Raw genomic sequence first — 22099 nt, 5'->3', positions numbered from 1 at the left:
GATCTGAAAAAAAGTGAATGTAGCGTGTAAGCGGCGCTACATCCATCGTGGCACCGCGCCCTCGGCGCAATCTGCACAACTTTTCACAACCGTTCAGCGTGCTGACGAACAGGCTTTGCCCATCGACGAAAAATGCGACTACTCTTTTCTACCGAGAATGTTCTGGAGGTGATCATGCGGCTCAATGAATACGAACACGAACTTCAACGCGACCTGCAAAGTGTTGCATCGGACTTGAGATGGTCGGCGGTCGACCTGAAACGTATCGCAGAACAACTGCGCAAATCCGGCAATGAGGCAGATGCGCAAAGCGTGCTGAGATCCTGTGAGGTGCTGCAAAGCGATGAAGAACGGCTGCAACTCTATGCCAGGGAAGTGAAAGCCCGCGCCATCAGCCGGACCAAGGTCCACTAAGCCACCCTCCCCCCAAAAACAGAAGCCCCGACAATTGCCGGGGCTCTTTCATTACAGCCAGCCTGTCAGTGGGTTTTGTGACTTTGCGCGCGCGCCGAGCGTTTTTTGTAGCCAGGCAGGGCGGCGGCGTAGGCCAGCGCTTCCTCCCGGCTGCCAAACGACGCCAGCCGATCGCCCTGAGTACAAACCCGCCATGGGCCATTGTTCACGCTAAGCACGTCATAGCCGTTCATGTGCATCTTGTTCAACATCGGCATGCTCATGGACACCTCCATTTTTTGCTAACGGTCAGATCCAGCTTCACGCTTTTACCTTACACCTTGATTCGCACGAAATACCGACCGAGTGTCGCAAGCCGCGACAGTCACGGTGTCGGCACTTTTCGCCGCTGCGAACGCTCCAAACTTCAATGAAACCTTTGGCGCAGGCTTCGGCTCAAATATTGCAGTTTTATTTCTATTTTGTGACAAGCGGTAAACAGGTAACAGATGAAAGTACGCGCAACCGTTATATGCGAGCAGGATCGCCACATTCTCCTGGTACGCAAACCCCACTGCCGCTGGACATTGCCCGGTGGCAAGGTCGAGCCCGGAGAAACGCGAGCGCAGGCCGCCGTACGTGAATTACAGGAAGAAACCGGCCTGGATGCTGACGCTGTGCTGTACCTGATGGAACTGCACAGCGGCAGCACGCAGCACCATGTCTACGAGGCGTCCGTGTCGGACTTTGAGCAAGTGCGCCCGCAAAACGAGATCATCGATTGCATCTGGCATCCGCTGGATTCAGTGCGCAATCTGCACACCAGCGAGGCGACGCTGCGCATCGTTCAAGCGTTCCAACGGCGTTTATGAGGCATTAGCCGGCGAAGGCTCGACGACCAGCGCTCATTTCGGTGCGTAATTCACCGATGAAATTGGAAATGTCACGGATCGTGACGAGGTGCTCCGGGGAAACGCCATTCAACAGTAATTCGACGCGTCCGCTGTCCGGCTCGTACACCTTGATTTGCAAAAGGCCTTGCGAACTCGGAATGCAATCGCACTTGAACGCAGGAAAGCCGGATTCGACAATCCGGCAGATATCGTCAATGGCAAGCATGAGTGAACGCCTCGCAGGCGGGTCGATCGACTGGTTGAGCATAGATGAGCAATGTGTGACCCGCCCGGTACAAAAATGCCAACCCGATCACAACTTTCCACCCTGCCCTCAGTGCGCATCGTGATCCCAAATCCAGTTCCACATTCCCGGCAAATTCACTGGCTCCGAGCTTTTATCCACGGTACGCGCCAGCGCAGCTTTCTCCAGTTCGGCGTGATCATCGTAGAAAGGCTTGTCCGCCAGCTTCACGCCTGTCGCGGCGGCGCTATCGAGCAGAATCTGCAGGTATTCGCGCGTGTGCCGCGCGGTATAGCGGTTGAGATCATGAAACGTCACCACCACCGGAATCACCCCGTCCACAGTCGGCAACTCGCCGAGGGCAATACGTTCACGGACTTCCGATAACTGCCGCAGCATGTTTGCCCGACGCCGGGGGCTGGCATTGAAGCCCCAGATCTTGCCGTCGTTGGCACTTAAATCCGTCAGCAACACGTGCAAACCGTGCTGTTGATAGGCGGCGAAGGTGCGTTTGTCGTAATTCCAGAACGGCGGGCGCAGCAACGTCGGCGGCGCCCCGGTGATGGCTGCGATATCAGCCGTGCCGTTGGTCAGTGACTCTTCGAGTTCTTGCGGGTCGAGCAAGCGATGATTGGTGTGCCAGTGGGTGGCCGTGTGAAACGCCAGTATGTGCCCCTCGTCATGCTCACGCCGCATGATGGCGCGACCGATGTCACTGTTGCCCGCTCGTGGCGCGCGCGTCTGCACGAAGAACACCGCTTTGATATTCGGCAACAGCGGATTGTCCTTGAGGCTGTCGAGCACCGTCGCCGACGGATTCCAGAAACTGGATGCACTGGGGCCATCGTCAAACGTCAACAGAAAGCGCACCGGTGCCTGGGTTTTCAGGCGTGATTCGGTTTGCGCAGTCATTTCTATCGGGGCGGCGATACAACCGGCCAACCCGAGGGCGATGAGCGCTGCACAGAGAAACTTGAATCCGGATGTCATGTTTTGCCTTGAGCACGGCGACGGCCGTCATGTTGTCGATTGGCAAAACTCCCTCGCCCTTATCCATCCTTGCGCTCCGATACACGAGCGGAGGTTGGATAAGGTACACAGGGTTTGGTTCCGGCGCTCGCTCAGTGCGCCAATGCCTGTTGAAAAGACGTGTCGATAATCCCGGCGGTGGCCAACGGTGCCGGCAGCGCTTTGACTTTGAACAGGAAGTCGGCGGTGCTTTGCAGGTCCGTCGCCGCTTGCGTGTCGACCGGTCCCACCGTCATGTGCGCCTGACGTAACCAGTGGCGCGACACCTGCTGATCGAGATTGGCTTTCTTCGCCCACAGATCGGCGTACTCATCCGTATGACTATCAACCCACGCCCGTGCCTGTTTCAAACGACCGAGAAAATCCGCAATGGCCGCACGTTTGCTGTCGATCGACGGCGTCGACGCAGCGATTGCACTGAGCCCCGGCATCAGATTTTTTGCGGTCAGGATCGGCCGTGCGCCGGAGAACACGATCTGCTGGGAAATGTACGGTTCCCACACCGGGAAGGCGTCGATGCTGCCCTGTGGCAGGGCTGCGGCGGCATCAATCGGCATCAACTTGACGAAATCGACGTAGTTTTCCGGCAGACCGCCCTGCTCCAGGGCGCGCAAGGTCAACTGCTGACTCCAGGCGCCGGGCCAGTAGGCAACTTTCTTGCCCTTCAGGTCGGCGATGGTTTTTACCGGCGAATCCTTCGGCACCAGCAGCGCGATGGTGTCGGGATTTTGCCGCGAAACGCCGATCAGCTTTACCGGCGCCTGCTTGGCGGCCAGAAACAGAAAACCGGAATCGCCCAAAAAGCCCAGATCCAACGAGCCGGTTTGCAAGGCTTCCGCCAAAGGTGCAGCGGCCTGGAAGTGTTTCCAGTCGACGGTATAAGGCGCGTCTTTCAACACGCCGGAGGCCTCCACCGAGGCACGGATGTTGTAGTAGTTCTGATCGCCGACATGCAGGACCAATGGCTCACCTGCATGGGAAAGCGGCGAGGCAAACAGTGCGGTGATTAGCGCACTGCGCAGGAAACGAGAAAGCTTCATGGGCTGACCTGCAAAGGGAAATTGCATAGACCATAACGCTGTTATTTCCTGGTTTTGAAATTCGATTAACGCATAAGCTCATCACCGTTGAACACGGCTGTTTGCTTGGCAACAGTGACGAATCACAGTGTTGCTCAAGCAACAGCTGGAATCCTGCAACATCCCCTCAAGCCCTTTTAAAACGGCGCTTTCAAGTACATGGCACAGAGCCTGCAATATTCCATTCATGCAGGAAGCATTCGATAAAAATATCTTTTTGGACATAAGAAATCTGTGCCTTTGCCGGAGCGCCCCATGACATCGTTCTTTCCTCGACTCAAAACCCTGCTGGCTGCCAGCGCCATGGTACTGAGCCTGCAACCGCTCGCCTACGCGGCTGAAACCGCGCCGGCAGAAGTGCATCTCGACTACGCCTATTACTCGCCAGTCAGCCTGGTGCTCAAGCACTTCGGCTTCCTCGAAAAAGCCTTGCCGCAGACCAAGGTCAGCTGGGTACTGAGCCAGGGCAGCAACCGCTCGCTGGAATACCTCAACAGTGGCGGCGTGGATTTCGCTTCCAGCGCCAGCCTCGCCGCGGTGCTGAGCCGCGCCAACGGCAGCCCGATCAAATCGGTCTACGTTTACAGCCGTGCCGAATGGACAGCATTGGTGGTGCGCAAGGACTCGCCATATCAGACCATCGCCGACCTCAAGGGCAAAAAGATCGCCGCCACCAAAGGTACCGACCCGTATCTGTTCACCCTGCGCAGCCTGCAACAGGCCGGGCTGAAAAAAGACGACGTGGAACTGGTCCACCTGCAACACCCGGATGGTCGCACTGCGCTGGAAAAGGGCGATGTTGACGCCTGGGCCGGACTCGATCCGCACATGGCCGCCAGTCAGGTTCAGGCCGGCTCGCGCCTGATCTACCGCAACCCGGCGTTTAACAGCTACGGCGTGGTCAGCGTCACTGAGCAATACGCCAAAGAACATCCGCAAACCATCGACACCGTGATCAAAGCCTACGAACAGGCCCGCGACTGGGCGCTGAAAAATCCCGATGAGTTCGCCGCCCTTCTCGCCAAAGAGTCCGGCTTGCCACTGGACGTAGCCAAGCTGCAACTGTCGCGTACCGATCTGAGCAGCCCGCAACTGACCCAACAGGACATCAGTGCCTCCAAGGCAGCGGCGCCGATTCTGGTCTCCGAGGAACTGGTGCGCCGTGGGGTGAATGTCGATCAAGTCATCGATCAATTGCTCGACAGCGGCGTGCAGCAAGCCGTCGCCCACCAGTAATCGATCAGTCTCACGACACATCCGCTGCTGTCGCGGATGTGTCGTGAGCGGAGCTCAACCATGACCACTCACAGCAAAGACTTGCCCGCGCCACTTGCCGTGTCGCGCCAGCGCCCGGCGGGTTTCAGTCCGGCGTGGCAGCGCCGTTTCAAAGGCTTGGCCGTGCCGCTGCTGATCATCATCGCCCTGGAAATTATCGTACGCATCGGTTGGTTGCCGTCCTACCAGATGCCGGCGCCGAGCGAGATCGCCCTGACCCTCACCGACCTCGCTGAAGGCGCACTGTGGAAACACATCGGCGCCAGCCTGATTCGCGTGTTGCTGGGTTTTGCCATTGGCGCCAGTCTCGCGCTGGCGTTTGCTGCCTGGGTCGGTTTGAGCCGCGAAGCCGAGGCCTATCTGGAACCGACTTTTGCAGCGCTGCGTTCCATTCCGAGCCTGGCCTGGGTGCCGCTGCTGCTGTTGTGGCTGGGCATCGACGAGACCTCGAAAATTGTCTTGATCGCTATCGGCGCGTTCTTTCCGGTGTACGTCAACGTGGTCGCGGCCATTCGCAACATTGATCGCAAACTGGTGGAAGTCGGCCGCATCTATGGCTTCAGCCGCTTGCAACTGGTGCGACGAATATTGCTGCCCGCTGCCCTGCCCGGCCTGTTCACCGGGTTGCGCAGCGGCATGAGTCTGGCGTGGATGTTTCTCGTGGCAGCAGAGTTGATCGCGGCCACCAAGGGCCTGGGCTATCTGCTCAGTGACGGCCGGGAAACCTCGCGGCCGGACATCGTGCTGGCTGCGATCATCGTGCTCGCCTTGCTCGGTAAACTCAGCGACGGCTTGCTGGCCATGCTCGAACGCCGCTGGCTGAGCTGGCGCGACACGTTCACCGGCCAAGGTGCCAGCGACTAAGCTGAAATCTCCAACCGGAGATTCAGCCCATGTGCGGAAGACTCTCGCAGTACCGAGGCATTCATGACTTCGTCGCGGTGCTGAGCATTCCCGACGCGTTGATCAATCATGTTGGCGATGCGCCGCTTGATCGCTATAACGCGGCGCCGACCACCGCGCTGGCCGTCCTGCATCAACAAGGACGGCACCTGCAGGCCGACAATCTGCGCTGGGGCTGGCGCCCGCATTGGGCCAAGGATCGCCCGCCCCCCATCAATGCCCGGGTCGAGAAAGTCGCCCATGGTCCATTCTTCCGGGCGATCTGGCGACAACGTTTGATTGTGCCCGTGGACAACTGGTTTGAATGGGTCGACAGCGGCGACAAAACCCGGCAACCCTGGCTGATTCGTCGCGCGGATCATGCAGCGGTTTTCTGCGCCGCCATCGGACAATTTCCGACAACCGAAACGGCGGCCCGGGATGACGACGGTTTCGTGATTATCACCGCCGACGCCGCCGGCGGCCTGCTCGACGTCCACGATCGCCGACCGGTGGTATTCCGCGCAGAGTTGGTGCGCGAATGGCTCGACCCGGCGACACCCGTTGAACGCGCTGAGCAAATGTTGCTGTTCGAAGGTGAAGGCAGTGAAGTGTTCGAGTGGTACAAAGTCGGCAAAGCCGTCGGTAACGTGCGCAATCAGGGGGCCAGTTTGATTATTGAGCAGACTTAAACATTTGCCGACTTCACGCGTCTATCAATGTAGGAGCTGTCGAAGGCTGCGATCTTTTGACGCAGCGCTATATGAGATAAACCCATTGCAAATTTTAGCAACTCATAAAGCGAATCACTGCCGTTACAAACCCTGTTTCATTTTTGAGACGGCGCACATAAAACACACGTTCGAATGAACTAACCGCCTGTCTGACATTTCAACCGTCATACATACATTTAGATGCACTACGGATAGCATGCGCGCCGCATTTCCATTTGGTATACCAGTTGACCAAAGAGTCAACAAACCAGGAATCCCCTAACGTCTACAAGCCTTGCAGAGAAATAAGTTGCGCGACGATTTTGCAATCAAACAGGTCAGCGACCTGGAGTGTATTTATCTGTCGATGACAGAACGCTTTGAACTCGACTGTTTTATCGGCCACTACATCAAGACCCGAAACCTGCGTGCCGTACCCGATATCGAACGCGTCCTGCGCACCACACTTGAAGGGTATCCCGGCCACGCGCCGGTGATGGTCAACGAGCTGAATGCGTGGATTGATCGAACCTTGGGATATCGGGCCACACACCCCGATTTCACGCAGTTGGACGATCTTTGAAACCGTAAAAAAGCCCTGCGTTTGCGGGGCTTTTTCGTAGAAATCACTCAAAACTTGCGATCGGGGTCTGAAAGCTCTCTTCCGTCATCGTGCTTCCAGGTTTGTTCCTTATGCTTCTCCCGCTCTATTTCCTCTTCAGTCGGCTCATCCGTCTCTTGCTCATCCGTCTCCGGAAGCTTCTGCTCAGTCGCCATGTGCACCTCCCGTTATCAGTAAACCTGCATGCCTGAAGCGTAGAACAGACAACTTACAACCACCAGCGCAGCAAAAAGAAGAACGCCATGCTCAACAGCATGCTGAGCAAAGTATTGCGCGTGTATATCACCAGTGCGATCGCCACCAGCGAACTAAGCAAATACGGATTATCCCACTGCAGATTCAGCTGTTTGTCCGGCATGAAGACAATCGGCCCACAGATAGCGGTCAACATCCCCGGTACCGCAAACCCGAGAAACTGCCGCGCATTGCTGCTCAAACGCACGGGCAATCGCGGCTCGAGAAATACATAGCGATTGAGAAAAACCAGAATCCCCATGCCAAAAATCACCGCCCAAACCATCATGTGCGCTCCCGATACAGCTTGTTGCAGATAAACCCGGCAGTCATTCCGGCCAATCCGGACAAAACCAGCGCCGAACCCCATTGCCAGTAACTGAACAGCACCGAACAAAACAGCGACACCGCCACGCAAACCACCGTCGGCACGTTGCGTACCACCGGTGTAATCAGGGCGATGAAGGTGGCAGCAATCGAGAAGTCCAGCCCCAAGTGTTCAAGCCCCGGAATGCTGCTGCCGAGGACAATGCCGGCCAGGGTGAACAGATTCCAGGCGATGTAGAACGTCAGGCCGACGCCCAGCGCATACCAGCGATTGAACTGCTGGCGATCATGCTGACTGGTCAACGCGAACAACTCATCAGTGAGCAAAAAACCCAGCCCTATGCGCCAGCGCCCCGGCAGCGGCGAAATCACCGAACGCATGCTCATGCCATACAGCAAGTGCTGCGACGTCAGCAGCAGCGTGGTCAACAAAATCGAGAAAATCCCCGCGCCGCCCTTGAGCATGCCGATCGCGACCAATTGCGCCGCACCGGCAAACACGATGCTCGACAAGCCTTGGCCTTGCAGCGGCGTGAGGTTGGCTTCGATCGCCATGGAACCGGCCAGCAGCCCCCACGGCGCGGTGGCCAGAGACAACGGCATGATCGCCGCCGCACCGCGAAGGAACGCACTGCGCGGCATAAGTGAGTCGGACATAAACGTTCTTCAACCAGGAAAACGGTCGCAGACTGTGCCAGCCATTTCGTCTTTTTGGCTTGAACAATCTTGCGCACTTGTGGGAAATCGGCCGGATGCGCGCGCAATTCGCTGATTTTCGCACTGACCTCTAATGCCCTGAGCGGCGTAACATAGCGCCATTCACAATCGCGTCAGGGAGACGACATGCTGTACCGAATCGCAGCCGACGGGCTGGTGCTGTTCCATTTGTGCTTCATTCTGTTCGTGCTGTTTGGCGGGCTGCTGGTGCTCAAATGGCCACGTTTGATGTGGCTGCATTTGCCGGCTGCCGCCTGGGGCGTGGCGGTCGAGGTGTTGCACCTGACCTGCCCGCTGACCTACTGGGAAAATCTCATGCGCCACGCTGCCGGGCAGACTGAATACGCCGGCGGCTTCATCGAACATTACATCTGGCCGATCATCTACCCGGCCGGGCTCACCCCGCAGATTCAACTGGCGCTCGGCAGCGTGGTGCTGGCGATCAACCTGTTGGTGTATGGGCGGGCCATTCGCTCATGGAAACATCGTCGCGCCGCCTCGCAGCTTTAATCACCCTCGCCGATTGACTTGTAGCGGGCCTCGAAATCCGCTGCCAGGTCCGCCAGGGTGATGCCGCCCAACCGCGACAGCAACAGCGCCTGCGCCTCATCGAAGGTGCGGGTCAGTGCGGCGTTCACCGCTTGCTCGACCAGACACTCCGGGTGATCCGTCGACAAGCCGATGGAAAAAATCGACTGCGTGCCCAACGCCTGATGGATATCCAGCAGGGTGATCTGCGCCAGCGGTTTGGCCAGCGCCCAGCCTCCCTGATGGCCCTTCTCTGACGTCACAAACCCCTCCTCCTTGAGCAAGCCCATGGTGCGCCGCACTACCACCGGGTTGGTGCCAAGCATGCCGGCGATGGTTTCCGAGGTCGCGCGCTTTTCATGGCGGGCCATGTGAATCAACACATGGAGCATGCGCGATAACCGCGTGTCGTTTCTCATCGATGATCCTTTTTTCAAGCCGTTGCGAAGATGCGCCGAGTATCGCTTGCAAGGTCTGAAGTTACGAGACTATTGACAGCAATATTTCTCGTAACTTACGGTGTGCCCTGAAAACTCAAGAGGAGATTCGCTCATGGTGTACGACGTCATCATCGTCGGCGGCAGCTATGCCGGGCTGTCCGCCGGCCTGCAACTGGCCCGCGCCCGACGCAATGTGTTGGTGCTCGATTCGGGCCTGCGACGCAACCGTTTTGCCGAAACATCCCACGGCTTCCTCGGCCAGGATGGGCGTGCACCGGGGCAAATTGCTGACGAAGCACGGGCACAATTACTGGCTTACCCCAGCGTGCAATGGCTAACGGATACAGCGACTGAAGCGACTCGGACTGACAACGGATTCGGTTTGCGCACCGAGAGCGGACAGCGGCTCAGCACCAAGCGACTGATCCTGGCCTCGGGCGTCGTCGACGAATTGCCGGACATCGACGGCCTCAGGCAACGCTGGGGCCAAAGCGTTTTTCATTGCCCGTACTGCCACGGTTATGAACTGAATCAAGGCGCGATCGGCGTATTGGCAACGTCACCCATGTCGATTCATCACGCCCTGCTACTGCCGGATTGGGGACCGACCACGTTCTTCACCAACGCAGTCTTCGAGCCGGATGCCGAGCAATTGGCGGAACTGGATCGACGCGGTGTCACCCTGGAAACCCGGTCGGTCATTCACATCCGTGGCGAGCGTGCGGACGTGGTGCTCAGCGATGGCCAGGTCATCGCCGTTGCAGGCCTGTTCGCCATGCCACGCACACGCATGGCCAGCCCGCTGGCTGAACAATTGGGATGTACATTCGAGGATGGCCCGATGGGGCCGTTTATTCAGACTGACGCGACACAACAAACCAGCGTCGCCGGCGTATTTGCCTGCGGAGATGCGGCATTGGCTGCCGGTTCGGTAGCGCTGGCTGTTGGCGATGGGGCCCGCGCCGGTGCAGGCACTCATCGCTCACTGGTCTTTGGCTGATACGTAATACTGCGGGCGTCTCAGCGCGAAGTCGGCTTCAACGCCTCCAGCCAGGCCGGATCAAGGCGCGTCTGCTCGGTGTCGAGTCCCAGCGCCTGCATCCGCTCCTTGTGCGCCTCGACTTCGCGCCACAGCTGCCCATGATCGCTGGAGTTACCGTCCAGTTCATGCATCTGCGTCAACCCAAGATGATAGAAACGCAGCACTTTCATGGCCGTCGCATCGTTCTGCTCCACCGCCGCCGTGACCTGATGCATCACATTGGTGATGCTCATCAGGTTGCGCTTGAGTCGCCAGCTGTACACGGCTGGCGCCATCCAGCTCTGATTCCAGAAACGCCCGCGCAATAACGCAGCCGTCAGCAGAAATGCCACAAACACCCCACCGACATTGAAGCGCAGGTTATCGCCGCCAGGCTCGCCAAACAGCGCCACGGCCACGCTGGAAAACAGCATCGCCAGCACCAGGAACAGCACGGCGATGATGATCGTGCTGCGTCGCGTCTGCTGGCGAAAAGTGGCGGCATCCATCGGCTGAATCTCGAACATCACAAATGACTTCCTTGAGCGACAAAAGGGCTAACTGAAAAAACCGGCCGGCGCATTATCGCCTCTACCGCGGATTTAGCTATGCTGGGGCTCCTTTTCATCTTTTCAGCGTCCAACGGGGACATGGCGGTATAGCGCAGATCGTGCCATCTTCATTCATGGATACACACTATTCGGATGCCATTGCTCAGCTTCGTGATGACATCGTTTTAAGGATCATTGCATGACCCAACGACACGTAATCAATGCCTCGGTCAGCCCGAAAGGCAGCCTGGAAACCCTTTCTCAACGTGAAGTTCAGCAACTGAGCGAAGCCGGATCCGGCAGCACCTACACCCTCTTCCGCCAGTGCGCCCTGGCCATCCTCAACACCGGCGCCCATGTCGATAACGCCAAGACCATCCTCGAAGCCTACAAGGACTTCGAAATCCGCATTCACCAACAGGATCGCGGCGTGCGCCTGGAGCTGCTGAACGCTCCGGCCGACGCGTTCGTCGACGGCGAAATGATCGCCAGCACCCGCGAAATGCTCTTCAGCGCCCTGCGCGACATCGTCTACACCGAAAACGAACTCGACAGCCAACGCATCGACCTGAGCACCTCGCAAGGCATCAGCGACTACGTTTTCCACCTGCTGCGCAACGCGCGCACCCTGCGCCCGGGCGTCGAGCCGAAAATCGTCGTGTGCTGGGGCGGCCACTCGATCAACACCGAAGAATACAAATACACCAAGAAAGTCGGCCACGAACTGGGCCTGCGCAGCCTCGACATTTGCACCGGTTGCGGCCCGGGCGTGATGAAAGGCCCGATGAAGGGTGCGACCATCGCCCACGCCAAGCAACGCATTCACGGTGGTCGCTACCTCGGTTTGACCGAGCCGGGCATCATCGCCGCCGAAGCGCCGAACCCGATCGTCAACGAACTGGTGATCCTGCCGGACATCGAAAAACGTCTGGAAGCCTTCGTGCGCGTTGGCCACGGCATCATCATTTTCCCGGGCGGCGCCGGTACAGCAGAAGAATTCCTCTACCTGCTGGGCATCCTGATGCACCCGGACAATAAAGGGCTACCGTTCCCGGTGATCCTCACCGGGCCGAAGCACGCCGCGCCGTATCTGGAACAGCTCGACGCCTTCGTCATCGCCACTCTCGGCGAAGCGGCCAAGCAGCACTACGAGATCATCATCGACGACCCGGCCGAAGTGGCGCGGCAGATGACCCAAGGCCTGAAAGCAGTGAAGCAGTTCCGCCGCGAGCGCAACGACGCGTTCCATTTCAACTGGCTGCTGAAAATCGACGAAGGCTTCCAGCGTCCGTTCGATCCGACCCACGAAAACATGGCGAATCTGAAACTGCACCGCGACCAGCCACCGCATGAACTGGCGGCCAACCTGCGCCGGGCGTTCTCCGGTATCGTCGCCGGCAACGTCAAGGACAAGGGCATTCGCCTGATCGAAGAACACGGGCCGTACCAGATCCGTGGTGATGCGGCGATCATGCAACCGCTCGACGCACTGCTCAAAGCCTTCGTCGCCCAGCACCGGATGAAACTGCCGGGTGGCGCGGCGTATGTGCCGTGCTATCGAGTGGTGGCGTAACTCTTTCGGTTACCACGCTACAAATGTAGGAGCGAGCCTGCTCGCGATAGCGGTATATCAGTCACTGTTGATGTTGACTGACCCTCCGTTTTCGCGAGCAGGCTCGCTCCCACAGGGTCTGGATGTGTACACAAAGCCTGCATTCACCCACTCAACTGTGGGAGCGAGCCTGCTCGCGAAGAGGCCGCCAAGCACACCTCAAATTTCTGACCTACCCGCCAACCGCATCGCCAGCGCCTTGGCCTGCAACGCCACATCCGTCACCGCCGTACTCTCCCACCACATCCCGCGCAACGGCGGCCCCATGGCAAATAATCGGCTAGCCGCACGCCCGTCGGTATCCAGCACCGCGCCGTCGATTGCCGCCGCAATCCCCAACGCCAACGGCCCCGACCGCACCAGACCGCGCGCCAGCAGTTGCTGCGGCAACGGTCGCGCCACTCGGCGCCAGTCGTATTCGATACCGCTGGAATTGATCAATGCGGCGCCTTGCACCACGCAGGTTTGCGACTCACCGCGCCGCCGAATGCGAATACGGACGCCACCGTCCGGACTTGTCTCAAGCCCTTTGAACGAAGCTGCCTGAATACGCAATCGCCCTTCTTTATAAAGACGCTCAACCAGCGCCGCACTCAACGGTGGCGAACGGTGGTGATGACTTTCCCACCACGGCCGTACATGCCGTACGAATTGTCGACGCTGCGTGTCAGTCGCCTGACTCCACAAACGAGCGATATGCACCCGAACCGTGTCCAGTGGCGCCTGCCAATCGATGCCTTGTGCAATGGCTGCCCGGCAATGCCGGCGTAATTCGCGCAATAACTGGCGAGGCGTGCGAATACTGTGATCGTCGCTGAGAAAATCGATCCAGCCCGGTGGCTGTCGGCGCACATGGGGCAACAAGCCGTGCCGGGAAAACACTTCGATCGGCCCGCGATGCCCGGCTTGCTCCAGCGACACCACGGCATCGACCATGGTCAGGCCAGAGCCGATGATCAACACGGTCGATTGCGGGTCGAGTTGACGCATCGCCGCGACATCCCACGGATCGAGCGCGGCGGCGTTGAGGCCACTGGAAGCTTTCTGCGGCGTTCGTGCTGCGGGGAACATACCGGTCGCCAGCACCGCGCAGGCTCCGTGCAATGACTGCCCATCGCTCAGTGTGAGCTGCACCGAACCGGTATCGACTTGCAGATCGACGACCTCCGCGCGGATGTGCTCAGCGCTCGAGCCATTTTGCATTCCGGCAATGCGCGCCTCGGCCAGACGCTGCTGCACATAGACGCCGAACAATCCACGCGGCGCAAACAGCTCGCTGACCGGCACGTCCTGCTCGGCCGATTCAGGCCAGCCACCGCCGGCAATGTGCTCGGTCAGCCATTGCGTCAGATCATCAGGATTATCCGGATCGACGCTCATACGTGCGGCGTTGCCGTTGAGCGTGTGTCCCAACTCGACCGCGCTGTACGCCTCGCCCCGTCCCAGTTCCGCACGCGGCTCAATGATCAGGACCTTGCGCCGGCCAGGCAGACGTAGCAATTGCACCGCCAGCATCGTGCCGCTGAGGCCACCACCGATAATCAGGATGTCTGCGCTCTGACTCATTCAAATCACCACATTGCGAACAAACCGCGCCGCAACCTCGCCATCGTTGCGATAGGAATGCGGCTGGTTGCTGGCAAACATAAAAAACTCACCGGTGCCGATGTGCTGCGGCTGATCCCCGAGCATCAGGGTAAGGCAGCCTGCAAAGACGAAAATCTGCTCGCTCCAGCCCTCGGCATCTGCTTGCGACGGGTAGACCTCACCCGGTTGCAGACACCATTCCCATTGCTCGACTTCGCGAGTCGCGGTGGCTTTGGAGAGCAACACCGCTTTGCTGCCCGGGTGGGTTCCTGCCCAGGCCACCTCGTTGATGCGGCTCGGGTCGCGGGCATCCGGCGCTTGAATCAGATCGCTGAACGCCACATCCAGCGCTTCGGCAACGCGATCGAGGGTGGTCAGGCTGACATTCTTCTCGCCCGCCTCGATCGCCACCAGCATGCGCCGGCTGACCCCGGACTTTTCTGCCAGCGCGGTCTGGCTCATATCGGCGGCATGCCGTAGACGCCGCACATTCAGGCTGACGTGTTGCAGAACGGACGCCCGTTGCGTTGAATCTTTGTGCACTATATTGCTCACTCGGTGAGGTTGGGCAGTATACTGCGCAACGTTGGGCGCATTGTGCGGCCTCTTTTTTAAAGTGCGCAAGGTCATGACGTCGCAGAACAGCTCCTCCACTCCTCTCCGTTTCTCTCGTTTCAGCAAAGCCGAGTGCGTGCTGGTACTGATCACCATGATCTGGGGCGGTACTTTCCTGCTGGTTCAGCACGCGATGACCGTCAGCGGACCGATGTTTTTTGTCGGTCTGCGCTTCGCCGCTGCGGCGGCTATCGTCGCGCTGTTCTCATGGCGTCATCTGCGTGACCTGACCCTCTTCGAATTGAAGGCGGGCGCCTTTATTGGCGTGGCGATCATGCTTGGTTACGGCTTGCAGACGGTCGGTTTGCAAACGATCCCGAGCAGTCAGTCGGCGTTCATCACCGCGTTGTATGTGCCGTTTGTGCCTTTGCTGCAATGGCTGGTGCTGGGGCGACGCCCGGGGCTGATGCCCAGCATCGGCATCATGTTGGCGTTTACCGGTTTGATGCTGCTGTCAGGCCCGTCCGGTGCAGCGCTGAATTTCAGCCCTGGCGAAATCGCCACGCTGATCAGCGCTATCGCCATCGCCGCCGAAATCATTTTGATCAGCACCTATGCCGGTCAGGTCGATGTGCGCCGAGTGACTGTCGTGCAATTGGCAACCACATCGGTGCTGTCGTTCCTGCTGGTGGTGCCTACCGGGGAAATGATTCCGGATTTCTCCTGGACGCTGCTGGTGACCGCCCTGGGGTTGGGCGCGGCGAGTGCGGCGATTCAGGTGGCGATGAACTGGGCGCAGAAAAGTGTTTCGCCAACCCGGGCGACGTTGATCTATGCGGGCGAGCCGGTATGGGCCGGGATCGTCGGGCGGATTGCCGGGGAGCGGTTGCCAGCGATTGCGCTGGTGGGCGCAGGGTTGATTGTGGCGGCGGTGATTGTCAGTGAGTTGAAGACCAAGGGTAAGGTTGCCGAAGCAGAAGCCGACGCTGAGCAGGCGCGGGAAACCCAAGGTTAATCTGCAATGTCCTTAGTGCCTGGGCTATAGCTATCGCGAGCAGGCTCACTCCTACAAACGCGTTCCCCTGTAGGAGTGAGCCTGCTCGCGATGGGGCCATCACAGGCGCCGTCCCTTCACCTGAAACAATGCCAAACAGAAAATTCCAGACTACTTTGTAGGATTCTGAGACATCCTGGCGTTTGGTGATCAGGGAGCTGGCACGTATGATGCTTCACAAACTTCCGCAGATTAGAAGCCTATGTCCCTGATAGTTCTACTGCTTCTGCCATTCATTGGCAGCTGTCTGGCAGCGGTGCTGCCACACAACGCGCGTAATACCGAATCCCTGTTGGCAGGTCTGGTCGCTTTGATCGGCACCGTCCAGGTCGCGATGTTGTACCCGCAAATTGCCCACGGCGGCGTGATCCGCGAAGAATTCATGTGGCTGCCCAGCCTCGGTCTGAACTTCGTTCTGCGCATGGATGGCTTCGCCTGGCTGTTCTCGATGCTGGTACTCGGCATCGGCACGCTCGTTTCTCTTTATGCCCGTTATTACATGTCGCCGGACGATCCGGTGCCGCGTTTTTTCGCGTTTTTCCTGGCGTTCATGGGCGCCATGCTTGGCCTGGTGATCTCCGGCAACCTGATTCAGATCGTGTTTTTCTGGGAGCTGACCAGCCTCTTCTCGTTCCTGCTGATCGGCTATTGGCACCACCGCGCCGACGCCCGTCGCGGCGCTTATATGGCGTTGATGGTCACCGGTGCCGGCGGACTATGCCTGTTGGCGGGGGTCATGATTCTCGGCCATGTCGTCGGCAGCTATGACCTCGACAAGGTCCTGGCCGCCGGCGACATGATTCGTGCACACGCCCTCTACCCGATTCTCCTTCCTCTGATTCTTATCGGCGCACTCAGCAAAAGCGCCCAGTTCCCTTTCCATTTCTGGCTACCGCACGCGATGGCGGCGCCGACACCGGTTTCGGCTTATCTGCACTCGGCCACCATGGTCAAGGCCGGGGTTTTTCTGCTCGCACGCTTGTGGCCGTCGGTGTCCGGCAGCGAAGAATGGTTCTACATCGTCAGCGGGGCTGGCGCCTGTACGCTGTTGCTCGGTGCGTATTGCGCGATGTTCCAGAACGATCTCAAAGGTCTGCTCGCTTACTCGACCATCAGCCACCTCGGCCTGATCACATTGTTGCTGGGCCTGAACAGTCCACTGGCTGCCGTGGCGGCGGTATTCCACATCCTCAACCATGCGACATTCAAAGCTTCGCTGTTCATGGCTGCGGGCATCATCGACCACGAAAGCGGCACCCGTGACATTCGCAAACTCAGCGGCCTGATCAAACTGATTCCCTTTACCGCGACGCTGGCCATGGTTGCCAGCGCCTCGATGGCGGGTGTGCCATTGCTTAACGGCTTCCTGTCGAAAGAAATGTTCTTCGCTGAAACCGTGTTCATCAACGCCACGGCGTGGGTCGAAGCGGCACTGCCGATTGTCGCGACCATTGCCGGTACGTTCAGCGTTGCCTACTCGCTGCGCTTTACCGTCGATGTGTTCTTCGGTCCACCGGCTACCGACCTGCCGCACACTCCGCACGAGCCGCCGCGCTGGATGCGTGCGCCGGTGGAATTGCTGGTATTCACCTGTTTGTTGGTGGGGATTTTCCCGGCGCAGATCGTCGGTCCATTGCTAGCGGCAGCGGCATTGCCCGTCGTCGGCGGCGAACTGCCGGAATACAGCCTGGCGATCTGGCACGGTCTGAACGCACCGATGATCATGAGCCTGATCGCCATGTCCGGCGGCATCATTGTCTATCTGTTGCTGCGCAATCAGCTCAAGCGCGGACGCTTCAAATACCCGCCGTTGGTTGGCCGCTTCAACGGCAAGCGCCTGTTCGAACGCAGCCTCGTGGTGATGATGCGCCTGGCCCGACGTCTGGAGCGGCGACTCGGCACCAAGCGTCTGCAGATGCAATTGTTCCTGATGGTACTGGCGGCGGTGCTCGCCGGCCTGATCCCGATGTTGCACAGCAGCCTGAGCTGGGGCGACCGGCCGAAGATTCCCGGCTCGATCGTTTTTGTGACCTTGTGGCTGCTGGCGATTGCCTGTGCCCTTGGCGCCGCGTGGCAGGCCAAGTATCACCGTCTCGCTGCATTGACCATGGTCAGCGTCTGCGGCTTGATGACCTGCGTCACCTTCGTCTGGTTCTCCGCGCCCGACCTGGCGCTGACGCAACTGGCAGTCGAAGTGGTCACCACCGTGCTGATCCTGCTCGGTCTGCGCTGGTTGCCACGCCGTATCGAAGAAGTTTCGCCACTGCCAAGCAGCCTGCGCAAGGCACGCATTCGTCGTCTGCGCGACTTGCTGCTGTCGATTGCCGTCGGTGGCGGCATGGCGCTGCTGTCTTACGCCATGCTGACGCGGCAGACGCCGAACGATATCTCTTCGTTCTACCTCAGCCGCGCCATGCCTGAGGGCGGGGGCAGCAACGTGGTCAACGTGATGCTCGTGGACTTCCGCGGCTTCGACACCCTCGGCGAAATCACCGTGCTGGTCGCCGTGGCGCTGACCGTATTCGCCCTGCTACGGCGTTTCCGCCCACCGAAAGAAAGCCTGCAACTGCCTGCCCAGCAACGCTTGCTGGCGCCGGACGTGGTCACCGATCTGGTCAACCCGCGCTCGGCGAGCGACACCGCGCTCGGCTTCATGATGGTGCCGGCCGTGCTGGTGCGCCTATTGCTGCCGATTGCGCTGGTGGTGTCGTTCTACCTGTTCATGCGCGGGCACAACCAACCGGGTGGCGGCTTTGTCGCCGGTCTGGTGATGTCGGTGGCGTTCATCCTGCAATACATGGTCGCCGGTACACAGTGGGTCGAGGCGCAAATGAGCCTGCGGCCACTGCGCTGGATGGGCACCGGGTTGCTGTTTGCCACCGCTACCGGCCTCGGGGCGATGGTCGTCGGTTATCCGTTCCTGACCACGCACACCTGGCATTTCAGCTTGCCAGTGCTGGGGGACATCCATATCGCCAGCGCATTGTTCTTCGATATCGGCGTGTACGGCGTGGTGGTTGGTTCGACGCTGTTGATCCTCACCGCCCTCGCCCACCAATCGGTGCGGGGCCACAAGACCGCATCGCTGCCCAAGTCCGTCGCCAGCAAAGGAGCCGTCTGATGGAAGAAGTCATCGCAATCGCCATCGGCGTGCTCGCCGCGTCCGGCGTCTGGCTGATCCTGCGGCCACGGACGTTCCAGGTGGTCATGGGCCTGTGCCTGCTGTCGTATGGCGTCAATCTGTTCATCTTCAGTATGGGCAGCCTGTTCATCGGCAAGGAGCCGGTGATCAAGGACGGCGTCACCCAGGATTTGCTGCACTACACCGACCCGCTGCCACAGGCCCTGGTACTCACCGCGATCGTCATCAGCTTTGCCATGACCGCGCTGTTCCTCGTCGTGCTGCTCGCCTCGCGCGGCCTGACCGGCACCGACCACGTTGACGGCCGGGAGCCTAAAGAATGATGGCGATGACTCACCTGATCGCCGCACCGATTCTGCTGCCGCTGCTGACTGCCGCGATCATGCTGATGCTCGGCGAACGGCACCGACCGCTGAAGGCGAAAATCAACCTGTTCTCCAGCGTCGTCGGTCTGTTCATTTCGGTGCTGTTGCTGCAGTGGACGCAAACCACTGGCGTACCCGGTTCCATCGGCGTGTACCTGCCGGGCAACTGGCAGGCGCCATTCGGCATCGTGCTGGTGGTCGATCGGCTGTCGGCGCTGATGCTGGTGCTGACCGGGATCATCGGCGTCAGCGCCCTGCTCTTCGCCATGGCACGTTGGGATGGCGCCGGTTCGAGCTTCCACGCGTTGTTCCAGATTCAATTGATGGGCCTGTACGGCGCATTCCTGACGGCGGATCTGTTCAACCTGTTCGTGTTCTTCGAAGTGCTGCTGGCCGCGTCTTATGGCTTGCTGTTGCATGGATCGGGTCGGGCGCGGGTCTCGTCGGGGCTGCATTACATCTCGATCAATCTGTTGGCCTCTTCGCTGTTTTTGATTGGCGCGGCACTTATCTACGGCGTCACGGGCACGTTGAACATGGCCGATCTGGCGCTGAAGATTCCACTGGTGCCGGAAGCTGACCGTGGCTTGCTGCATGCCGGCGCCGGGATTCTCGCCGTCGCGTTCCTGGCCAAGGCCGGTATGTGGCCGCTGAACTTCTGGCTGGTGCCGGCCTACTCCTCGGCCAGTGCGCCGGTCGCGGCGATGTTCGCGATCATGACCAAGGTTGGCGTCTACACCCTGCTGCGCCTGTGGACCCTTCTGTTCTCAGGGCAAGCCGGAGCGTCGGCATTCTTCGGTGGCGACTGGCTGATCTACGGCGGCATGGCGACCATGGCCTGCGCGGCGCTGGCGATTCTCGCCGCGCAACGCCTGGAGCGCATGGCCAGCCTGAGCATTCTGGTGTCGGCCGGTATCCTGTTGTCCGCCGTAGGCTTCGCCCAACCGAACCTGATCGGCGCAGCGCTGTTCTATCTGGTCAGCTCGACCCTGGCCTTGAGCGCGCTGTTCCTGCTGGCCGAGTTGATCGAACGTTCTCGTTCCGCCAACGAGATTCCGCTGGAAGACGAAAGCGAACTGCTACCGCGCCCGCAGGAATCCCTGCAACCGCCCAAAGGTATCAACCTCGATGACGAGCAGAAAGCGGTGGTCGGTCAGGTCATTCCGTGGACCATGGCGTTTCTCGGCCTGAGCTTTATTGCTTGTGCGCTGCTGATCATCGGCATGCCGCCGCTGTCTGGCTTCATCGGCAAACTCAGCCTGATCGGCGCATTGCTCAATCCGCTGGGCCTGGGCACCGGTGCGCCGATTTCCATCGCTGCATGGGCGTTGCTGGCGCTGCTGATCCTCACCGGCCTCGCGTCGTTGATGGCGTTCTCGCGCCTCGGCATCCAGCGCTTCTGGACGCCGGAGGAGCGCCCTTCGCCGCTGCTGCGCAAACTCGAATGTGCGCCGATCTTCCTGTTGCTGGGGCTGAGTATCGTCCTGACCTTTAAGGCTGAACCGCTGCTGCGCTACACCCAAGCTACCGCCGAGGCGCTGAACAACCCGCAGCAATACGTCATGGCGGTGCTCGGCACCCGTGCCGTACCGAGTCCGGAAGCCAAATCGGCGATGCTGGAGGTGCAGCCATGAAGCGCGTGTTTCCTGCACCGTTGTTGTCGTTGGCATTGTGCGTTCTGTGGCTGACCCTGAACCTGTCGATCAGCCCGGGCAATCTGCTGCTCGGCGCGATGCTGGGTTTTGCTGCACCTTTGATGATGCGCAAACTGCGTCCGAAACAGGTACGCATTCGCCGCCCCGGGACAATCCTGCGCCTGTTCTTCCTCGTCGGTCGCGACGTGGTGGTGTCCAACCTGATTGTCGCGTGGGGCGTGCTCAACGCCGGTCGTCGCCCGCTGCGCTCTGGCTTCGTCAAAGTCCCGCTGGACCTGCGCGATGCTCACGGTCTGGCGACACTGGCGATGATCTGCACGGTGGTGCCCGGCACGGTGTGGTCGGAGCTGGCGCTGGACCGCAGCATTCTGTTGCTGCACGTCTGGGATCTGGATGATGAAGCGCAATTCATCGAGCACTTCAAGTCCACCTACGAGCGGCCGTTGATGGAGATTTTCGAATGAGCCCATTACTGTCGAACGCCATCCTGCTGACGCTGTTCCTGTTCTCGCTGGCCATGGTGCTGACGCTGGTGCGTTTGTTCAAAGGCCCGTCGGCACAGGATCGAGTCCTGGCGCTGGATTACCTGTACATCGTCGCGATGTTGATGATGCTGACCCTGGGTATTCGTTATTCCAGTGACACTTACTTCGAAGCGGCGCTGCTGATTGCGCTGTTCGGCTTCGTCGGCTCGTTTGCCCTGGCGAAATTCCTGCTGCGTGGCGAGGTGATCGAATGAATGCTGAATTGTCTCTGTGGGTCGAGATTCCGGTGGCGATCCTGCTGGTGCTCAGCGGCCTGTTCGCGCTGATTGGTGCAATCGGTTTGTTGCGCATGAAGGATTACTTCCAGCGCATGCACCCGCCGGCACTGGCCTCAACGCTGGGGGCGTGGTGTGTGGCGTTGGCGTCGATCATCTGCTTCTCGGCGCTGAAATCCGGGCCGGTGATACATGCCTGGCTGATTCCGATTTTGCTGGCGATCACTGTGCCGGTGACGACCTTGCTGCTGGCGCGAGCGGCGTTGTTCCGCAAGCGCATGGCCGGGGATGATGTGCCGGCCGAGGTCAGTAGCCGACGCACCGAGAGCGGTAGCTGAACCGTTACAAGATCGCAGCCTTCGGCAGCTCCTACATTGGAATGCGCTCCCCCCTGTAGGAGTTGCCGAAGGCTGCGATCTTT

27 protein-coding genes are annotated in these 22099 nt (G+C 59.6%); 16 read left to right on the top strand and 11 right to left on the bottom strand.

The features are described 5' to 3' along the window. Window positions 1–174: 174 nt before the first annotated feature. The gene (locus ACZZ0A_RS08635; protein ID WP_007910805.1) at window positions 175–414 is read left to right on the top strand and encodes a hypothetical protein; all 240 of its coding nucleotides are present in this window, start codon (window positions 175–177) and stop codon (window positions 412–414) included. A gap of 65 nt (window positions 415–479) precedes the next feature. On the opposite strand, the gene ACZZ0A_RS08630 is transcribed toward ACZZ0A_RS08635, so the two are convergent. After that, the gene (locus tag ACZZ0A_RS08630; protein ID WP_007910804.1) at window positions 480–677 is read right to left on the bottom strand and encodes a hypothetical protein; all 198 of its coding nucleotides are present in this window, start codon (window positions 675–677) and stop codon (window positions 480–482) included. A gap of 225 nt (window positions 678–902) precedes the next feature. Here ACZZ0A_RS08630 and ACZZ0A_RS08625 point away from each other — a divergent pair, with 225 nt between their 5' ends. Beyond that, window positions 903–1265, top strand: a complete 363-nt coding sequence (locus ACZZ0A_RS08625; protein ID WP_123374958.1) for an NUDIX hydrolase — start codon at window positions 903–905, stop codon at window positions 1263–1265. Between the two features lie 4 nt (window positions 1266–1269). Here ACZZ0A_RS08625 and ACZZ0A_RS08620 read toward each other — a convergent pair whose 3' ends face one another. From ACZZ0A_RS08620 to ACZZ0A_RS08610, 3 genes are all read right to left on the bottom strand, one after another. Continuing rightward, complete coding sequence (locus ACZZ0A_RS08620) at window positions 1270–1512, bottom strand: DUF1652 domain-containing protein (RefSeq protein ID WP_007910802.1); 243 nt, start codon at window positions 1510–1512, stop codon at window positions 1270–1272. A 108-nt stretch (window positions 1513–1620) separates the two neighbouring features. Continuing rightward, complete coding sequence (locus tag ACZZ0A_RS08615; protein WP_123374957.1) at window positions 1621–2520, bottom strand: polysaccharide deacetylase family protein; 900 nt, start codon at window positions 2518–2520, stop codon at window positions 1621–1623. Window positions 2521–2651: 131 nt separating this feature from the next. After that, entirely contained in the window at window positions 2652–3599 is a 948-nt protein-coding gene (locus ACZZ0A_RS08610; protein WP_463542866.1) for an ABC transporter substrate-binding protein, read from the bottom strand. A gap of 294 nt (window positions 3600–3893) precedes the next feature. Between ACZZ0A_RS08610 and ACZZ0A_RS08605 the strand changes: the two genes are divergently transcribed. The 4 genes from ACZZ0A_RS08605 (at window position 3894) to ACZZ0A_RS08590 (ending at window position 7091) form a co-directional block, all read left to right on the top strand. Continuing rightward, a complete protein-coding gene (locus ACZZ0A_RS08605; protein WP_463542865.1) occupies window positions 3894–4874 on the top strand; it encodes an aliphatic sulfonate ABC transporter substrate-binding protein in 981 nt (326 codons plus the stop codon). Between the two features lie 60 nt (window positions 4875–4934). Continuing rightward, window positions 4935–5777 carry an ABC transporter permease gene (locus ACZZ0A_RS08600; protein ID WP_095111505.1) on the top strand — a complete coding sequence of 281 codons (843 nt, stop codon included), beginning with the start codon at window positions 4935–4937 and terminating at the stop codon, window positions 5775–5777. 29 nt (window positions 5778–5806) lie between these two features. Continuing rightward, window positions 5807–6487 carry an SOS response-associated peptidase gene (locus ACZZ0A_RS08595; protein ID WP_447784695.1) on the top strand — a complete coding sequence of 227 codons (681 nt, stop codon included), beginning with the start codon at window positions 5807–5809 and terminating at the stop codon, window positions 6485–6487. Window positions 6488–6818: 331 nt separating this feature from the next. Further along, a complete protein-coding gene (locus tag ACZZ0A_RS08590; RefSeq protein ID WP_007910785.1) occupies window positions 6819–7091 on the top strand; it encodes a hypothetical protein in 273 nt (90 codons plus the stop codon). A gap of 47 nt (window positions 7092–7138) precedes the next feature. On the opposite strand, the gene ACZZ0A_RS08585 is transcribed toward ACZZ0A_RS08590, so the two are convergent. From ACZZ0A_RS08585 to ACZZ0A_RS08575, 3 genes are read right to left on the bottom strand one after another with little or no spacing between them, the layout of a single operon-like run. After that, on the bottom strand, window positions 7139–7285 hold the full coding sequence (locus tag ACZZ0A_RS08585; protein WP_007910783.1) for a hypothetical protein: 147 nt from the start codon (window positions 7283–7285) through the stop codon (window positions 7139–7141). A gap of 53 nt (window positions 7286–7338) precedes the next feature. Further along, window positions 7339–7650: an AzlD domain-containing protein gene (locus tag ACZZ0A_RS08580; RefSeq protein WP_176472272.1), complete on the bottom strand. Its 312-nt coding sequence runs from the start codon at window positions 7648–7650 to the stop codon at window positions 7339–7341. Then, window positions 7650–8348: an AzlC family ABC transporter permease gene (locus tag ACZZ0A_RS08575; RefSeq protein ID WP_016983007.1), complete on the bottom strand. Its 699-nt coding sequence runs from the start codon at window positions 8346–8348 to the stop codon at window positions 7650–7652. Before ACZZ0A_RS08575 ends, ACZZ0A_RS08580 begins: the two co-directional genes overlap by 1 nt. Before the next feature lie 186 nt (window positions 8349–8534). Here ACZZ0A_RS08575 and ACZZ0A_RS08570 point away from each other — a divergent pair, with 186 nt between their 5' ends. Then, complete coding sequence (locus tag ACZZ0A_RS08570) at window positions 8535–8918, top strand: DUF2784 domain-containing protein (protein ID WP_007910777.1); 384 nt, start codon at window positions 8535–8537, stop codon at window positions 8916–8918. Here ACZZ0A_RS08570 and ACZZ0A_RS08565 read toward each other — a convergent pair. After that, window positions 8915–9355: an Rrf2 family transcriptional regulator gene (locus ACZZ0A_RS08565; protein WP_007910775.1), complete on the bottom strand. Its 441-nt coding sequence runs from the start codon at window positions 9353–9355 to the stop codon at window positions 8915–8917. The genes ACZZ0A_RS08570 and ACZZ0A_RS08565 overlap by 4 nt on opposite strands. 133 nt (window positions 9356–9488) lie before the next feature. Between ACZZ0A_RS08565 and ACZZ0A_RS08560 the strand changes: the two genes are divergently transcribed. Next, window positions 9489–10376 (top strand): NAD(P)/FAD-dependent oxidoreductase, encoded by an 888-nt coding sequence (locus ACZZ0A_RS08560; protein ID WP_463542864.1) that lies wholly within the window; start codon window positions 9489–9491, stop codon window positions 10374–10376. A gap of 20 nt (window positions 10377–10396) precedes the next feature. Here ACZZ0A_RS08560 and ACZZ0A_RS08555 read toward each other — a convergent pair whose 3' ends face one another. After that, window positions 10397–10924, bottom strand: a complete 528-nt coding sequence (locus ACZZ0A_RS08555) for a DUF3087 domain-containing protein (RefSeq protein WP_095111507.1) — start codon at window positions 10922–10924, stop codon at window positions 10397–10399. A 223-nt stretch (window positions 10925–11147) separates the two neighbouring features. On the opposite strand from ACZZ0A_RS08555, the gene ppnN reads away from it, so the two are divergent. Continuing rightward, a complete protein-coding gene (gene ppnN / locus ACZZ0A_RS08550) occupies window positions 11148–12521 on the top strand; it encodes a nucleotide 5'-monophosphate nucleosidase PpnN (protein WP_007910770.1) in 1374 nt (457 codons plus the stop codon). Between the two features lie 198 nt (window positions 12522–12719). Here ppnN and ACZZ0A_RS08545 read toward each other — a convergent pair whose 3' ends face one another. Both ACZZ0A_RS08545 and ACZZ0A_RS08540 read right to left on the bottom strand, forming a co-directional pair. After that, window positions 12720–14126, bottom strand: coding sequence for an FAD/NAD(P)-binding protein (locus ACZZ0A_RS08545; RefSeq protein ID WP_463542863.1), 1407 nt, complete (start codon window positions 14124–14126; stop codon window positions 12720–12722). Beyond that, entirely contained in the window at window positions 14127–14690 is a 564-nt protein-coding gene (locus ACZZ0A_RS08540; protein WP_007910768.1) for a helix-turn-helix domain-containing protein, read from the bottom strand. It abuts the gene before it with no gap. Window positions 14691–14775: 85 nt separating this feature from the next. Here ACZZ0A_RS08540 and ACZZ0A_RS08535 point away from each other — a divergent pair, with 85 nt between their 5' ends. The 7 genes from ACZZ0A_RS08535 to ACZZ0A_RS08505 all read left to right on the top strand — a co-directional run bounded on the left by ACZZ0A_RS08535 (window position 14776) and on the right by ACZZ0A_RS08505 (window position 22016). Next, window positions 14776–15717, top strand: coding sequence for a DMT family transporter (locus ACZZ0A_RS08535; protein ID WP_463542862.1), 942 nt, complete (start codon window positions 14776–14778; stop codon window positions 15715–15717). A gap of 241 nt (window positions 15718–15958) precedes the next feature. Continuing rightward, a complete protein-coding gene (locus ACZZ0A_RS08530) occupies window positions 15959–18877 on the top strand; it encodes a monovalent cation/H+ antiporter subunit A (protein ID WP_463542861.1) in 2919 nt (972 codons plus the stop codon). Continuing rightward, window positions 18877–19221 (top strand): Na+/H+ antiporter subunit C, encoded by a 345-nt coding sequence (locus tag ACZZ0A_RS08525; protein WP_007910763.1) that lies wholly within the window; start codon window positions 18877–18879, stop codon window positions 19219–19221. The genes ACZZ0A_RS08530 and ACZZ0A_RS08525 overlap by 1 nt, the downstream gene beginning before the upstream one ends. Beyond that, window positions 19218–20897 (top strand): monovalent cation/H+ antiporter subunit D, encoded by a 1680-nt coding sequence (locus tag ACZZ0A_RS08520; protein WP_123374949.1) that lies wholly within the window; start codon window positions 19218–19220, stop codon window positions 20895–20897. The genes ACZZ0A_RS08525 and ACZZ0A_RS08520 overlap by 4 nt, the downstream gene beginning before the upstream one ends. After that, on the top strand, window positions 20894–21382 hold the full coding sequence (locus ACZZ0A_RS08515) for a Na+/H+ antiporter subunit E (RefSeq protein WP_463542860.1): 489 nt from the start codon (window positions 20894–20896) through the stop codon (window positions 21380–21382). The genes ACZZ0A_RS08520 and ACZZ0A_RS08515 overlap by 4 nt, the downstream gene beginning before the upstream one ends. Beyond that, window positions 21379–21657 (top strand): K+/H+ antiporter subunit F, encoded by a 279-nt coding sequence (locus tag ACZZ0A_RS08510; RefSeq protein ID WP_007910754.1) that lies wholly within the window; start codon window positions 21379–21381, stop codon window positions 21655–21657. Before ACZZ0A_RS08515 ends, ACZZ0A_RS08510 begins: the two co-directional genes overlap by 4 nt. Continuing rightward, entirely contained in the window at window positions 21654–22016 is a 363-nt protein-coding gene (locus tag ACZZ0A_RS08505) for a Na+/H+ antiporter subunit G (RefSeq protein WP_016982998.1), read from the top strand. The genes ACZZ0A_RS08510 and ACZZ0A_RS08505 overlap by 4 nt, the downstream gene beginning before the upstream one ends. Window positions 22017–22099: the final 83 nt, after the last annotated feature.

Source organism: Pseudomonas sp. AC242 (assembly GCF_979258655.1).
This window is presented reverse-complemented; position numbering and strand designations above follow the sequence as displayed.